Here is a 16,042-nt window from a genome sequence, read left to right on the forward strand (position 1 = left end):
TTTTCTTTTAGCGCACTAGGGAAAAATGTCTGCGAACGGACCGCGCCACCAATACGCCTTCGTCTTCACGATCATATTCCAACTTAAACCAATAGTCCGAAGAAGGCAAGTCCCTTCCATTAAACGTACCATCCCAACCGGCATTGATATCCAACTGTTTCAACAGCTTGCCATAGCGGTCAAAGATGAATACCGTTGGATTGGACAACTGGTCAATACCATACACATTCCAATTGTCGTGCACCCCATCCCCGTTGGGCGTAAAGAATTTGGGGTAGCCCACCACCAAAAATGGAATCGGGTCCGACATTCCGCATCCATTCTTATCATTGATGACCACCTCGTTCATTCCAGGAGGCACATCCATAAAAATGGGGTCGTCCTGAAACTCCCCACCATTGATGGCATATTCATAATCCCCATCGCCGTCAGGTACAAACTCAACGTTATAGGGATCGGTTTGGTCGCTGTACACCAAATCATCCAGAATGGTTACCGTTAAACTTGGGATACCGTAATACGTAATTAAAATATCATCCGTAATGGGAGCACCAAAGGTGTGTTCAATGGTTACTCGATATCGTCCGGAATTGGGGCTGGTCACCGTATATTCCACCTCAGTAGGGCCGCTGGCCAGAACGGTTTCATAGGTTCCATCATCATCAGCATCAAGTTCCCAAGTCACGTTGGTAATATTGGGTCCGGCAGGAGAGTTTAGTGCACTCAAAACAATATCAGGATCACCTTCACAGGCCGAAATATCCAAACCCAAAAATTCATCCCGAAGGGTACAATCCAAGGCCGTATCTTGATCATTATCCACCGAAGTCCCTGTAAATGTCAGGATAAACGACTCGGGGTCATCATCAAAATTGGTGTTATAATTGTTGATGTACAAGTAGTAAATTTCACCTGCGGTGACATTTAGCCATTCATCATAGGTGTTTTGGCTCTGCTTTACAAAGGGAGCTCCTTCCCTACCATCCACAGGGTTAATTCCAATCCCTGTAAAACCGGTATCATTGGTCTCATAATTGCATCGAATGGGTTGGGCCGTTCCGTCACCCACTAGGGTACAAAAGTTTTGTCCCGTGGTCTGGTCAAAAGGTCCATATACCGCAAAATCCCACTCTGCCGTGATAATCCCACCTGGACTGGGAAGCGCTTCAATATCAAATCCAATTTGCCCATCGGTACCTGCCCTAAAAACATACCAGCCTGTATTGTGCTCAATATTGGCCGAGCTATTGCTCCCTTTCTCCAAACAACCGGTCTGGATAATCACCTCGGGGTCAAAATCGTCTATATCCCCACTACCATCAGTGGTTCCCATAATAGGGGCATCTGCACACACAGGAATAGCTGTTCTACAATCTGGGGAGTTTTGAGCGCTTGCTGCCAAGAAGGAAAGTAAAAAGCAACATACAGCGCTAAATAGAGCTCTCATAGAATTTTTGGGGCTAAAGGTTATGCTACATATAACCTCTATAACTCCATAGTAAGCTCTTTTAGTATTTTTTGTCGAAAAAATATGCCGTTAATCGATGAAATGCATTTCCACTACCGCACCAAAGAAAAATGACTCTGCAGATATTTGGCGTTCACTCGATTACCGTTATCATCCAGATAGGACAATTTGAACCAATAATCGGTGGAGGGCAATGGCTGACCATTCAAGTTTCCGTCCCATCCAGCATCAAACTCGGTCATTTGTTTGATCAATTTCCCATAGCGGTCATAAATAGTGACTATGGGCGAACTCAATTCTGAAAGTCCTTCCACATGCCACTGTTCATTGAGCACATCTCCGTTTGGCGAAAAGCTGGACAGATAACCCACTACCACAATATCTTCCTTGACCTCACCGCACCCATAAATATCACGCATGGTGACTTCATGTCTTCCGGGAAGGACATCTTCAAAGGTATTGCTGGACTGAAAATCCCCATCATCCAATCGGTATTCCAGTTCGGTATTGCTTTCCGTGATGATCCTAACCGTATTCCTTGGTTTAAAGTCATCGATTTCCACGTCCGTTATCACCGGTAATTCGGAAATATTCACGGTAATGGTCTTAGTGGTTTCGCAAGAGGAACCACTGGAGGTATGGGTCACGGTGACCGTGTATTCCCCTTCTTGGGATACCATAATACTTGGACTTTGTTCCCCGGTACTCCATTGATAGGTAAAGTTGGGATTGGGCATGGTTTCCCCTATGACAATGGCACCAGCCCCTTCACAAATCACCATTTGTTCGGAAAAGGTCAGTTCAGGGACCTCAATGCCGTCCAACAGAAAACTTTCGGATGCATCATAACAATCCGGATTGGCCAATGAGGTGGTCCGTACATAAACGGTTTCTTGCCCTGGGCTTTTGGCGTATTGCTTTTCCAGCGGATTAATTCCTGTATCGGCATCAGCCTGCGAACTATGGTAGCTCACTATAAAATCGTTCGGGTCTTGGGAGCCCAAGGCCTCCGTATCTTTTGTGGAAAGGTCAAAAATCGTATCGGGCGTATGGCAAAAAGCCACATCACTCATGGTGTTGGTTACAGGGACTGCATTGAATCCCACTTGGACATCACTTATGATGGTTCCGGTACCGGTTGTGACCACAACCCGATATTGCGCGGAATTGGGCACGGTATAGGTAGAAGTATTTGCCCCGGAGATCAATTGGAATCCACCACCCGCATCCCTGTACCACTCATAACTTACTGCACCAGAGGTGCTGGCATCCAATACTACGGTTTCATCAGCACAAGCGGCGATAGGCGGTCCCAAAAGATTGTTGATGATGGAGCAGTCCAAGGCATCGTAGGGATTGGTCAACCAAATTTCACCGGTAAACTGTATGGAAAATCCAGAATTGACATTGCTGAAGTTATTGATGAAAAGATAATAATCCTGCCCAGCTTCTACTTGGAGCCAGTCTTCATAATGGACGGATTCCTCATCACCGGTAGGGTCCTCACCCACCCCAATAAACCTTTTGCTATCGCTGTTGTCAAAAAAATTGCAACGGACAGGTTCCCCCAACGCATTACAATCACTGGCTTGGTAGAGTGCAAAATCCCAATCTTCCGAACTATTATGTCCAATATTGAACCCCAATTGCCCTGAAGCATTAGTACGAAAACGGTACCATGCGGAGTTGGATTCTATGGTGCCCGAAACCGTCTGTTCCAAGCATCCGCTGGAAGCGGCCCCATTAAAATCATCTGCACCAAAATCATTGGTCCCCCCGTTAACGGGCGTATTGTTACAAATGGGAATGGCAGTGGCACAATCCGGCGATACTTGGGCATATCCAATTTGCCCAACAAGGCAACAAAATAGTATTTTTAAAAAGGGTTTCACCATAAAAGACTGTAGGTTTGGGCATTATAAAAGTAGAAAGTCCCCCTCCTTAACAATAATTTATGTTGTCAAACCCCCGCTATCAGATGTTAAATAGTTCATTAATGTATATCTTTGCTTTCTTGAAGAAACAGCTATGAAAATAGAGCAGGCATTGGAAGAACAGTATGAAGACAGGGGCAACGATCATGTTGGCTCTTCAACCGAGACCCCTATGAGGGAGGATGCTTTTGTATTGAGCGATGAGGAAAAAATTGAACGGATACAGAAAAGTGTACGTGAAATTATGTTGACCTTGGGTCTTGATTTGGATGATGACAGTTTGGCCGGCACCCCTAAGCGGGTCGCCAAGATGTACGTAAAGGAAATTTTTGGCGGACTGCACCCCAAAAGAAAGCCGGAATCCTCCACATTTGAGAACAAATACAAGTACGGCGAAATGTTGGTGGAAAAGAACATTGTTCTGTATTCCACTTGCGAGCACCACTTATTGCCCATTGTGGGTAGGGCGCATATTGCCTATATTTCCAACGGTACGGTTGTTGGGCTTTCCAAAATGAACCGTATTGTGGACTATTATGCCAAACGTCCCCAAGTACAGGAACGATTGAACATTCAAATCGTGAAAGAGATGCAGCGCGTACTGGGCACCGAAGATGTAGCCTGTGTTATTGATGCCAAGCACCTTTGCGTAAATTCAAGGGGAATCCGTGATATTGAAAGTAGCACCGTGACATCCGAATATGGCGGAAAATTCAAAGATGAAGCCGTAAGACGGGAATTTTTGGATTACATCAACCTGGATACCGACTTTTAATCCTACCTTTTTAAATGCAACCTTACAAAGACCAAAACCTAAGAGTACACAATTCACTTTCAGGAAAAAAAGAAATTTTTGAACCTATAAACGAAGGCCATGTGGGCATGTATGTCTGTGGCCCCACGGTGTATAGCAATGTGCACCTGGGCAACTGCCGTACTTTCATGTCCTTCGATATGATTTTCAGGTACTTTAAACATTTGGGCTATAAGGTTCGCTACGTGCGCAATATTACCGATGCCGGGCATTTGGAGAACGATGCCGACGAAGGTGAGGACAAGATTGCCAAAAAGGCCAAGTTGGAGCAGATTGAACCTATGGAAGTGGTACAGCGTTATACGGTGGATTTCCATAACACCCTGCAACAATTCAACTTATTGCCCCCAAGCATTGAACCCACTGCCACCGGGCACATTATTGAGCAAATAGAGATCATCAAGGATATCCTGGAGAAAGGATTGGCCTACGAGGTCAATGGTTCCGTGTATTTTGATGTGGTCAAGTTCAATAAAGATCATGAATATGGGAAATTGAGCGGAAGGAAGTTGGAGGATATGATTGCCAATACCCGTGAGCTCACGGCCCAAGATGAAAAACAAAACCCTCAGGATTTTGCACTTTGGAAAAAAGCCGAACCACAGCACATCATGCGTTGGCCCTCACCTTGGGGCGATGGTTTCCCAGGCTGGCATTTGGAGTGTACCGCCATGAGTACCAAATATTTGGGGGAGACCTTTGACATTCACGGCGGGGGGATGGATTTAAAGTTTCCCCATCACGAATGCGAAATTGCACAAGCTGAGGCCAGTACCGGAAAATCTCCGGTAAAGTACTGGCTCCATGCCAACATGCTTACCCTCAATGGAAAGAAAATGTCCAAATCCACGGGCAACAACATTTATCCCTCTGAAATCATCAGCGGCAACAACGATATCCTGAGCAAGGCGTATTCACCTGCCGTGGTGCGCTTTTTTATGATGCAGGCCCACTACACGAGTATCTTGGACCTCAGTGATGATGCCCTTCAGGCTTCGGAAAAGGGATACAACCGATTGATGGATGCCCTAAACGGCTTGGAAGGGTTAAAAACGGGCTCATCCTCTAATTTTGATGTGGAAGCATGGAAGCAAAAATGCTATGATGCCATGAACGATGATTTCAACACACCCATCCTTATTGCACATCTTTTTGATGCCGTAAAACATATCAACCTAATCAAGGAAGGTGACGAAACCATCACTGAAGCGGACAAAACGTTGCTCTTATCCACCATGAACAGTTTTGTTTATGATGTTTTGGGCATTGAGAACCAATCCATGGGCCAAAATGACTCCAACGCTTTGAATGGTGTTATGGAATTACTGATTGAACTGCGCAATGAAGCCAGAGCCAACAAGGATTTTGCCACTTCGGACAAAATTAGGGATGAATTGACCACCTTGGGCATTCAGTTAAAGGATGGAAAGGACGGCACAACGTTCAGCATCAATTAACAGGATCATCAACTATCAACCCATAAACTTGGACTGGTATTCTCCGGGAGACGCCTTGATTTTTCGCTTGAACAACCGATTGAAGTAGGAACGGTTTTCAAAACCACATTCCAGATAAATTTCCTTTATCTTTTTGTTGGGGTCCTGCAACAACTTTACGGCCATTTTAATCCGTTCACTGTTGATGTATTCGATGGGCGTTACTCCCAATTCCTCTTTAAAGGTCTTATGAAAATGGGATTCGCTCATGCAGGCCTTTTTACTCAGTTCACCTACCGATAAGTTTTCATGCAAATGAGTGGAGATATAGTCGACGGTATAAGCCAGTCGGTTGTGGCCGGCCAATTTTGAAGCATTCTCCCCAATGGTCTTTTTTCTGCTTCCCTGCAGAATCCGGATAATCAACTCCTGCAGCATATTGTCCACAAAGAAATCCTTGGAGGGGTGGTTTTCGGTAAAGAGGTACAGCAACCTTTGGATAATACCATAGATACTGGCATCATTGGTAAAATGGAAATTGTAATCGACAAAGGCCCATTCAGACCCATCGTGCTTGGGCATGGTCTCGTTCATGAGTCCAATGACCCTGCGTATCTTCTCGTCGGATATGGCCATGGCCAAACATCGGGTAGGGTTATCCTGATCGGCCTCTGGAAAATCTATGCACATCATTTCATTGGAAGGTAAAATCAAGGATTCTCCCGGTAAAAAATCGAATGCCTTTTTATCGCGAAGATGCATCACCTTCTTTCCAATGAGCATGGAAGCCAGTACGGGCTGGTCAAATTGTAGCAAAACCCGTTCCGCCTGCAGATGCGTTTCAAACACATGCATGGCAGCATTGTTCAAGGTGTAAGAGGTTTGGTTTTCCACCAAATGCTCCAGTTTTCGTTCCTTATAAAATCGTTCGGAAAGCTGCATACCAATAATTACTTCGTAATATTTAAACCTAATACTTATTAAATATAAAAAATTACGACCCAATAATTGTTAAAAATACAACCATAAACAGGATTGTGCACTAAAATAATAGAATACGTCAGATGACCGGATGTCAAATTCAATACTTTTAGTATCAACACATTGGGTCTTAGGCCCTTTCAAAAATTAATTACACAAACACCCAGTATTATGAGCAATGTACAAACCACGGAACGTAGCGTTTTGGAAAAACCTGCGTTCAAAAATCAGTATGAAAATTATATCGGAGGTAAGTGGACACCACCTACCAAAGGTGAGTATTTTGAAAACATCTCGCCTGTGGATGGACAAGCATTCACCAAAATCGCACGATCTACGGCCGAGGATATCGAAAAAGCTATTGATGCCGCTTGGGAAGCCGCACCACAATGGAACAGCTCATCGGCCACCTACCGCAGCAACCTACTGTTGAAGATTGCCGATGCCATGGAAAAGAATCTTGAGATTTTGGCCCGGGCAGAAACTTGGGATAATGGAAAACCACTACGGGAAACCCGTGCCGCAGATCTTCCATTGGCCATTGATCATTTCAGGTATTTTGCCGGAGTGATCCGGGCCGAGGAAGGTTCGGTCAGTGAATTGGATTCGAACACAGTCTCCATGAACATTTTGGAACCTTTGGGCGTGGTGGGACAGATCATTCCTTGGAATTTCCCACTACTTATGGCTGCTTGGAAAGTGGCCCCGGCACTGGCCGCCGGGAACTGCGTGGTACTAAAGCCCGCGGAGCAGACCCCTGTGGGTATTCTCGTGTTCATGGAACTGATCGAAGATATCCTTCCTGCCGGAGTACTCAATATTGTCAATGGATTTGGGGTTGAAGCCGGAAAACCTTTGGCCTCTAGCCCACGTATCAACAAAGTGGCCTTTACCGGAGAAACCACCACAGGACAATTGATCATGCAGTACGCTTCAAAAAACATTACCCCCGTAACTTTGGAGTTGGGCGGTAAATCCCCCAATGTGTTCTTTGAAAGTATTATGGATGCGGATGATGAATTCTTTGACAAATGTCTGGAAGGCGCCGTGATGTTTGCTTTGAACCAAGGGGAAGTCTGCACCTGTCCATCCCGAATGCTGGTCCAAGAAAGCATTTTTGACCAGTTCATCGAACGTGTGGTAGAGCGAACCAAAGCTGTAAAATTGGGGCATCCCCTAGACCCGGACACCATGATGGGCGCCCAGGCTTCCAACGATCAGTATGAGAAAATCCTTAACTACATCAACATAGGAAAAGAAGAGGGCTGTGAGGTACTTACCGGCGGTGATGCCGCCTACAACGAAGGACTCGAAGGTGGTTACTATATTCAGCCTACCATCTTAAAAGGGAATAACAAAATGCGGGTTTTCCAAGAGGAAATCTTTGGTCCTGTGGTCTGCGTCACCACTTTTAAGGATGAAGCCGAAGCCTTGGAGATAGCCAATGACACCCTATATGGATTGGGTGCCGGGGTATGGACTCGTGATATGCACCAAGCCTATAAAATCTCTAGGGAAATACAAGCCGGTAGGGTTTGGGTAAATTGTTACCACGCCTATCCTGCACATGCTCCCTTTGGAGGTTACAAAAAATCTGGTATCGGTAGGGAAACCCATAAAATGATGCTCAATCATTACCGACAGACCAAAAACATGCTGATTTCCTACGACAAAAGTGCTTTGGGCTTTTTCTAAAACACAGATGATGACAGAACGCGTTTTGGTTTCGGAAGATGCCATGAAAATCATAGACCAGCTAAGGAAAGAACATGGCGAGCTCATGTTTCACCAAAGCGGAGGCTGTTGCGATGGCTCCTCTCCCATGTGCTTCCCAAAAGGGGAGTTGATGCTCAATGAGACCGATGTGTGGTTGGGGGCCATCCACGACTGTGATTTTTACATGAGTAAAGACCAGTTCGACTATTGGCAACACACCCAACTTACCGTTGATGTGACCAAGGGTCGCGGTTCAAGCTTTAGTTTGGAAATTCCCATGGGTATCCGTTTCGTAATCAAATCCCGAATGTTCACGGACCAAGAACGGGAACATTTGACCCCGATTCATTTAGCGTCAGAAGAAGTATGATTCTTGCCCCGACTTAAGTCGGGGCTTTTTTTTACCTTGCATGTCCTTATCCCTTACGATGAAACGAATTTTGATAGCCCCCTTTGTATTGCTGGTAAGAGCCTATCAACTGCTTATTTCCCCATACCTTCCCGCTACCTGTAGGTACTCCCCCACCTGCTCCCAATACACCTTGGAAGCCCTAAAGAAACATGGTCTGTTCAAAGGAGGGTGGCTCTCCCTAAAACGAATAGCAAGTTGCAATCCATGGGGAGGCAAGGGATACGACCCTGTACCTTAACTACAACCCTACATTGGTAAACCCTGTAAACTTTTATAAGCAGTAACACCAACAGAGCTCAAAAATGCAATAATCCAACGGCCCGTCCACTCAAAGTAGTTATATTAGTCCAAAAATTAAGTACGATGTATTTTCTTGGTTTTAATTGGAATCCCGAAGGAACACTGTTCAAAATAGGATTCATTCAGATAAAATATTATAATCTGCTTTGGATTGCCGCCTTTGTAGTAGGATGGTTCATCATGAAACGGATTTTCCAAAGAGAGAAAAAGTCCATGGAACAATTGGACTCCCTTTTCATATACACCGTGGTTTCCATTATGCTGGGCGCTCGTTTGGGCCATGTATTTTTTTATGACTGGGCGTATTATAAAAACCACTTGTTGGAAATTCTTTTGCCCATTCGGGAGAGTGCCAATAGTTCGTTGTTCGGTTTCATCAACGGGTATGAGTTTACCGGTTTTACCGGATTGGCCAGCCATGGTGCCACCATTGCCGCCATCATTGGGGTATGGCTCTACTGCAGAAAATGGGATAACATAGGAGTGGTCTGGTTATTGGATAGACTGGTCATTCCTTCTGCCATTGGTGCTAGTTTTGTTCGTATCGGTAACTTTTTCAACTCCGAAATCAATGGAAAGATTGTGGACAAATCCTTTTTTCTGGCCACTCGATTCATCCGGGATTCGGATGACATGCCCTCATACAAGGCTATGGCTTTGACCCAAGAAAAAACGGCAGGAGCCGCGTACAATGCCATTGAACACAATCCAGATTTTGTCGAAGTTTTGCAATCCATTCCTTACAGGCATCCAGCACAATTATATGAGGGGGTTTGCTACCTATTTGTATTCGTTATCCTGTATCTACTCTATTGGAAAACAGACAAGGGAAATAAACGAGGTTTCCTCTTTGGGTTGTTTTTGGCGCTTTTGTTCTCCGTTCGTTTTGTGGTGGAATTTTTCAAGAAAAGCCAGGGCGGTTTTGAAGAAAACCTAGGCCTTTTTTCCACTGGGCAATGGTTGAGCATCCCTATGATCGTTCTTGGGATTCTTTTCATGTACAAACCACTTCCATCCACCAGATATCATTGATTATGCGTTACCTGTCCATTGTTCTTTTTGTCCTCACTGTAATTTCATGTAAAACACAAAACAAGAAGGAAATCAAGACGACTACCATAGAATTCAAAAAAGAAGGGGAACTTTCCATTCTGCAACGTGAAACGGATTCCCTTTTGGTCCATTTTGATATTGAAATTGCCGATACCGACTACGAGACCCAAACCGGTCTCATGTACCGGGAATCCATGGAACAAAATCAAGGAATGCTCTTTATCTTTCCCGATGTTGCCATGCACTATTTTTACATGAAGAACACTGAGATTCCTTTGGACATCATTTATATTGATGATGCCCGTAAAATTGCCAGCTTTCAGAAAAATGCGCGACCCAATGATGAAACCAGTCTTTCCTCAGAAGTCCCTATCAAATACGTCTTGGAAGTCAATGCCGGGCTTTCCGATACATTGGGACTACAAGTGGGTGACAGCATTGCCTTTACCAAAAAATAATGTCGAAATATCTCCTGGAAGGCCAAACCACGGAACGATTGCTCTTTCGATGCATTCAACCATCGGATTTTGATGATTGGTTACCGTTTTACCATGAGCCAAAATCCACCCAGTTTTGGGAAGGACTTCCTTCGGATCCCATTGAAGCGTGTCAATTGCAATTTGATCGCATTTTTGAACGCTATGAAAATGATTTAGGCGGCATGAACGCTTTGGTCCTTCAAAAAACCGGACAATTGGTGGGTATCTGCGGCCTACTTGTCCAAACAGTGGACCATTTGGAAGAATTGGAAATTGGCTATTCCGTATTGCCCCAGTTTTGGCAACAGGGTTTTGCGATTGAAGCGGCCCAAAAATGCAAGGAATTTGCTTTCGATCATCATTATGCCGATTCCTTGATTTCCATCATCCATGTCAACAATGTTCCTTCGCAAAAAGTGGCCTTGAAAAATGGCATGTATTTACAAAAGACCACTTCCTACAAAGACAATCCCGTCCATATTTTTAGGGTAGATCGGACATAATCTCTAATTTCATGCCTTGAATAGAGATTTTCCTCCAAAGCATGCAAACCACCAGAAATTTTGCCGTTTTAATCAATAATGCCTCCAACACATCCAGCTTGATCCACGATTTATTGCATCAAGTTTCCATAGAAGGCTTTGAAGAATTGACCCATAAAAAAGGAGCATTATTTTCCCGAAAAGAGATAGAACGATTCATGGATGAGGAAGAAAGGCATGACCTCAAAATCTTGACCCATTCCACCCATCAGTCCCTTAAATCCATGAGCAGTGGGGAGCAGAAAAGAGCATTGCTCAACCATTTAATGGCACAAAACACTGATTTTCTGGTTTTGGTGAATCCATTTGATAACTTGGACGTGGCCACGCAAACCTATTTAAAGGAAGAGTTTTGCTCCATAGGAACAAACAAAACCTTGGTTCAACTGGTAAGCAGGTTGGAAGACATCCTACCCATTACCACGGACTTTTTTAAACTGGAAGGTGATACTTTGGTTCAGTACGCCTCCAAAGAATCCTTTTGGGAAGCCAATCAACAGAGCATGGCATCATTTTCTGGGTCTATCCCCCCTCCTTTGGACCCTATTCCTCTTGACGATTTAGAACTGGTCCATTTTGATGGCGTATCGGTCAGTTTTGACGGCCGTAAAGTCTTGGACACTATTCAATGGCAGGTAAAACAAGGGGAGTTTTGGCAACTGATAGGCCCCAACGGCAGTGGAAAAACCACCCTTTTATCCATGATTACCGGAGACAGTCACAAAGGGTATGGGGAAAAGCTTTCTCTTTTTGGCAAGAGAAAAGGTAGCGGGGAGAGTGTCTGGGACCTCAAAAAAAAGATTGGTTATTACACTCCGGCCATGACCGACAAATTTGGAGGGTACCACACTCTGGAACATATGGTCATCTCGGGGCTTCATGATTCCATTGGCCTTTATGTGCTGCCCACACAAACCGAAAAACTATTGGCCCGCGAATGGCTTAAGGTTTTGAATCTGTATGACAAAAGAGACCAACTATTTAGAGAGCTTTCGGCAGGGAACAAACGGTTGGTCATGACCGCCCGTGCCATGATCAAACACCCTCCTCTTCTTATTTTGGATGAACCCACTGCCGGACTGGACGATGCCGGTGCTGCCCTTTTTGTGGCATTGGTCAATAAAATTGCCCAAGAAAGCCATACCACCATTATTTTTGTTTCACATAGGACCGAAGCCGGGTTGAACCCCCAATTCAATTATGTGCTGGAGATGAAACCCACAGGTTCGGTTGGAAAAGTAGTCCATCATGAAAATCAGTAGAGCTACCGAGGCAGACGCCACCAGTATTGCCCTTTTGGGAAGGTTTACCTTCACCGAAACCTTTGGTCACCTTTTTAGGGACAAGAACGACCTAATGGAGTATTATGAGCGTACCTTTGCTGTGGAAAAGCTGGCCAACAGTTTAAAAAAGGGCAGCAATGCGTACTGGTTGGCTCATATTGATCAGCTTCCAGTGGGATATGCAAAACTTAAATTGCACTCTCCTTCCCCATTTATTGATTCCAGAAATGTGTGCCAGCTCCAAAAGATATACGTGCTCAAGGATTTTTTATCCCAAAAAGTGGGTTTGGCCCTCCAGACCGAAGTACTGAACAAGGCCCTATCGGATGGTTTTGAGCATATCTGGCTTTCCGTACTCAAGGAAAACAAAAGGGCCATTGCATTTTATGAAAAGAATGGCTTTGAATTCCTCGGAAGCCACTCTTTTCAAATTGGGTCCGAACATTTTGAGTTTCATGCCATGGGCAAAAGACTCGTCTAAGCGGGGCAGAAAAAAATAACACATACCGATGCAAAAAAATAAAAGCCGCTCTTTGAGCGGCTTTTATTTATATAATCTAAAACTTGATCTATGCTGTCAATGCAGCAATTTTCTTCTTCAAAGAATCGAACATTACTGGAGTTGCGATGAACACGGATGAGTAGGTACCTACAACAACCCCGATGATCATGGCGAACATGAATCCTCTTAAACTCTCCCCTCCAAATATGAAGATGGCCAATAATACGATCAACGTGGTCAAAGATGTATTCAACGTACGGCTCAACGTACTGTTCAAAGCTTCATTGATGTTCTCACCGGCTTTCCAACCTTTAAGGCCCACTATTTCCCGGATTCGGTCAAACACCACCACGGTATCGTTCAACGAGTAACCGATTACCGTTAGAATGGCCGCAATGAATGCTTGGTCAATCTCCATGTTAAAAGGCATAATACTTCCTGTTAACGAGAAGATTCCCAATACGATCACCACATCGTGGAATACCGCTACAACAGCTCCCAAAGAAAACTGCCATTTTCTAAATCGCAATAAAATATATAGGAACACTACTGCCAACGATCCCAAAATGGCCAAAAAGGCATTTTTCTTGATGTCGTCCGCAATGGTAGGTCCTACTTTCACCGATTGTAAGATTCCAATGGACTTTTCAGATGCTCCAACAGTAAAGTCTTCAAAGGAAGTACCATCGGGCAAGTATTTTTGCAAAGTGGTGTAAAGCATATCCTGAATTTCATTGTCAATCTCTACACCCTCTTCGTCCACCTTATATGGAGTGGTAATCTTAATTTGGTTGGCATCCCCAAAAGTTTTCACATTGGTTCCACTACCAAATACCTCGTTCAATTCTGAAGCGATCTCTGACGGGTTCACCGCTTTTTCAAAACGAATCTGATACGAACGTCCACCAATAAAATCAACCCCTTGCTGAAGTCCATTGGTGAATAGGGAAAATGTACTTACCACCAATAAAATTCCAGAAATAATATAGGCTATCTTTCTTTTGGACAAGAAATCGATATGCAGATTGCTGAACAAGTTCTTGGTAATCGCCGTGAAGAAATCCAAACGTCTACCTTTTTTGGCCGTGTAGGCCTCAATCATCAATCGAGTCACAAAAATGGCCGTGAACAAAGACGTTACAATACCAATCAATAAGGTAGTGGCAAATCCTTTAATGGGTCCCGAACCAAAAATGAAAAGAATGATCGCGGTCAATCCAGTGGTAATGTTCGCATCCAAAATAGAAGACAGTGCATTTCCGAAACCATCCGCAATGGCCTGGGCCTTTCCTTTCCCTCGAATCAATTCTTCTTTTACCCTTTCAAAAATAAGCACGTTGGCATCCACGGACATACCAATGGTCAACACGATACCTGCTATACCGGGAAGGGTCAATACCGCCCCCAAACTTGTCAATACCCCAAAAATCAATAGAATGTTGAATATTAGGGCAATGTCTGCAAAGACACCTGCTCTTCCGTAGTAGAAAATCATCCATACCAATACAAAGAGCATGGCTATCATGAACGACGTGAAACCACTATCAATGGCCTCTTGTCCCAATGATGGTCCAACCACTTCGGATTGGATGATTTCTGCAGATGCGGGAAGTTTACCGGCACGCAATACGTTGGCAATATCCTTGGTCTCATTTACCGTAAAGGTTCCTGTAATCTCGGAACGTCCACCTGAAATGGGTCCTGTGGAAACTCCAGGCGCTGTATAAACTTTATTATCCAAAACAATGGCAATACCGGTTTGGTTGCCATAAGCATCCCCAGTAAGTTTTTCCCATTCCTTGGCGCCTCGGGTGTTCATGGTCATGTTCACCGCAGGCTTGTTGTATTGATCAAAAGTATCCTGGGCGTCGGAAACCACATCCCCACTGATTCTTGGAACCCCATCCCTATTCGATTTAAGGGCATATAATTCCACTACTTCAGAATCTTGGGCCGGTCTCTCCCATAGAAACTTTACAAACTGAATGTCATTAGGCACCAATCTCTTGATCTGTGGCATTCTTAAATACCCACCAATTTCTGCCGTGTCGGCCACCAAAGCCCTTGCAATGGCATGGCTTCCCGGATTGGCAGGAATCAATTTACCCAACAATGGATTGGTCTCTTGAGTCATGTCCAAAGAATCTTGGGCCACATCGGACAATAAGGAATCTATTTCAGATTCTGGCTTGGCAATTACTTCCTCAACCACTTCCGGCTCCAAAATCTCTTTCAATCTTTCATTGGCACTAACCAGGAAGGCACCCAAACTTTGGTTTCCTTGCTCATAGGTTTCCCAAAACTCCAACTGGGCGGTACTGGATAGCAATTCCTGTGCACGGGCAATATCCCTAGCACCTGGAAGTTCCACCAAAATACGGCCAGAGTTCCCTTCCCTTTGAATATTGGGCTGGGTTACCCCAAAACCATCGATACGCTCACGGAGTACCTCAAATGCAGAAACAATGGACTCATCAATCTTTCTTCTGATGATAGGCTTTATCTCATCATCGGACATTTGAAAATTGATATCATCACTTAGGCCCTTATTGGCGAAAATATCCGGGGAAGCCAGTTTGGTATCTCCCTTGATATTGTCAAAAGCTTCAAAAAACAACTCCAAATAAGTAGCGTCGCTATTTTTGGAAGCATTATCGGCATCGGCCAATGCTTTGTTGAAAACCGGGTTTTTGGTATTGTTGGCCAAACCTTTCAAGATGTCCTTTACGGAAATCTGCAGGGTAACGTTGATCCCTCCTTTAAGGTCCAACCCCTTGTTCAGCTCCTTTTTCTTGGCATCATCATAGCTGGTAAAGCCCAAAACAGTGTTGTCACTGATGGAATCCAAATACGATGCCTCTAAAGCTTCACGCTTGGCGACATAATCTTCCTCAGCTTCCGAAATTTGGCTAACAGCGTAAGCCTCAGCATCCTTTTCCAACTTACTTGTGATAAAAGTAAAGGATAACTGATAGACACTCACCAAGCCAAAAAGGATCGCGAAAAGCCTTATAAGTCCTTTATTCTGCATGGATTATTAAATTTTTAGAAGTTTTCTTAAACAGCGTGCAAATATATCATTTCCGATAAGATTTGCCAATAGAAATTCATGTAATTGCAAT

General features: G+C 44.3%; 14 protein-coding genes. 10 read left to right on the plus strand and 4 right to left on the minus strand.

Annotation, left to right across the window (positions count from 1 at the left end):
* Window positions 1-7: 7 nt before the first annotated feature.
* Both F8C76_RS07980 and F8C76_RS07985 read right to left on the minus strand, forming a co-directional pair.
* Window positions 8-1,402, minus strand: a complete 1,395-nt coding sequence (locus F8C76_RS07980; RefSeq protein WP_313847396.1) for a T9SS type B sorting domain-containing protein — start codon at window positions 1,400-1,402, stop codon at window positions 8-10.
* 158 nt (window positions 1,403-1,560) lie between these two features.
* Window positions 1,561-3,363: a T9SS type B sorting domain-containing protein gene (locus F8C76_RS07985; RefSeq protein ID WP_152131203.1), complete on the minus strand. Its 1,803-nt coding sequence runs from the start codon at window positions 3,361-3,363 to the stop codon at window positions 1,561-1,563.
* A 133-nt stretch (window positions 3,364-3,496) separates the two neighbouring features.
* Here F8C76_RS07985 and folE point away from each other — a divergent pair, with 133 nt between their 5' ends.
* Window positions 3,497-4,177: a GTP cyclohydrolase I FolE gene (gene folE, locus F8C76_RS07990; RefSeq protein ID WP_129653077.1), complete on the plus strand. Its 681-nt coding sequence runs from the start codon at window positions 3,497-3,499 to the stop codon at window positions 4,175-4,177.
* A gap of 14 nt (window positions 4,178-4,191) precedes the next feature.
* The gene (gene cysS / locus F8C76_RS07995; RefSeq protein ID WP_152131204.1) at window positions 4,192-5,673 is read left to right on the plus strand and encodes a cysteine--tRNA ligase; all 1,482 of its coding nucleotides are present in this window, start codon (window positions 4,192-4,194) and stop codon (window positions 5,671-5,673) included.
* A 15-nt stretch (window positions 5,674-5,688) separates the two neighbouring features.
* On the opposite strand, the gene F8C76_RS08000 is transcribed toward cysS, so the two are convergent.
* Window positions 5,689-6,594 (minus strand): AraC family transcriptional regulator, encoded by a 906-nt coding sequence (locus F8C76_RS08000; RefSeq protein ID WP_152131205.1) that lies wholly within the window; start codon window positions 6,592-6,594, stop codon window positions 5,689-5,691.
* Window positions 6,595-6,804: 210 nt separating this feature from the next.
* Between F8C76_RS08000 and exaC the strand changes: the two genes are divergently transcribed.
* The 8 genes from exaC to F8C76_RS08040 all read left to right on the plus strand — a co-directional run bounded on the left by exaC (window position 6,805) and on the right by F8C76_RS08040 (window position 12,899).
* Window positions 6,805-8,328: an acetaldehyde dehydrogenase ExaC gene (gene exaC / locus F8C76_RS08005; RefSeq protein WP_152131206.1), complete on the plus strand. Its 1,524-nt coding sequence runs from the start codon at window positions 6,805-6,807 to the stop codon at window positions 8,326-8,328.
* Between the two features lie 10 nt (window positions 8,329-8,338).
* A complete protein-coding gene (locus F8C76_RS08010) occupies window positions 8,339-8,719 on the plus strand; it encodes a DUF779 domain-containing protein (protein WP_152131497.1) in 381 nt (126 codons plus the stop codon).
* A 58-nt stretch (window positions 8,720-8,777) separates the two neighbouring features.
* Window positions 8,778-8,999 (plus strand): membrane protein insertion efficiency factor YidD, encoded by a 222-nt coding sequence (gene yidD, locus F8C76_RS08015; protein WP_116218370.1) that lies wholly within the window; start codon window positions 8,778-8,780, stop codon window positions 8,997-8,999.
* Window positions 9,000-9,124: 125 nt separating this feature from the next.
* Entirely contained in the window at window positions 9,125-10,093 is a 969-nt protein-coding gene (gene lgt, locus F8C76_RS08020) for a prolipoprotein diacylglyceryl transferase (protein WP_152131207.1), read from the plus strand.
* A 2-nt stretch (window positions 10,094-10,095) separates the two neighbouring features.
* The gene (locus F8C76_RS08025) at window positions 10,096-10,572 is read left to right on the plus strand and encodes a DUF192 domain-containing protein (protein WP_152131208.1); all 477 of its coding nucleotides are present in this window, start codon (window positions 10,096-10,098) and stop codon (window positions 10,570-10,572) included.
* The gene (locus F8C76_RS08030) at window positions 10,572-11,096 is read left to right on the plus strand and encodes a GNAT family N-acetyltransferase (protein ID WP_152131209.1); all 525 of its coding nucleotides are present in this window, start codon (window positions 10,572-10,574) and stop codon (window positions 11,094-11,096) included. The genes F8C76_RS08025 and F8C76_RS08030 overlap by 1 nt, the downstream gene beginning before the upstream one ends.
* A 41-nt stretch (window positions 11,097-11,137) precedes the next feature.
* Window positions 11,138-12,397 (plus strand): ATP-binding cassette domain-containing protein, encoded by a 1,260-nt coding sequence (locus F8C76_RS08035; RefSeq protein WP_152131210.1) that lies wholly within the window; start codon window positions 11,138-11,140, stop codon window positions 12,395-12,397.
* Window positions 12,384-12,899 (plus strand): GNAT family N-acetyltransferase, encoded by a 516-nt coding sequence (locus tag F8C76_RS08040; protein WP_152131211.1) that lies wholly within the window; start codon window positions 12,384-12,386, stop codon window positions 12,897-12,899. Before F8C76_RS08035 ends, F8C76_RS08040 begins: the two co-directional genes overlap by 14 nt.
* An 88-nt stretch (window positions 12,900-12,987) precedes the next feature.
* On the opposite strand, the gene secDF is transcribed toward F8C76_RS08040, so the two are convergent.
* Window positions 12,988-15,951 (minus strand): protein translocase subunit SecDF, encoded by a 2,964-nt coding sequence (gene secDF, locus F8C76_RS08045; protein WP_152131212.1) that lies wholly within the window; start codon window positions 15,949-15,951, stop codon window positions 12,988-12,990.
* Window positions 15,952-16,042 lie beyond the last annotated feature (91 nt).

The organism is Flagellimonas olearia, assembly GCF_009184425.1.
GTDB classification, from domain to species: Bacteria; Bacteroidota; Bacteroidia; order Flavobacteriales; family Flavobacteriaceae; genus Flagellimonas; species Flagellimonas olearia.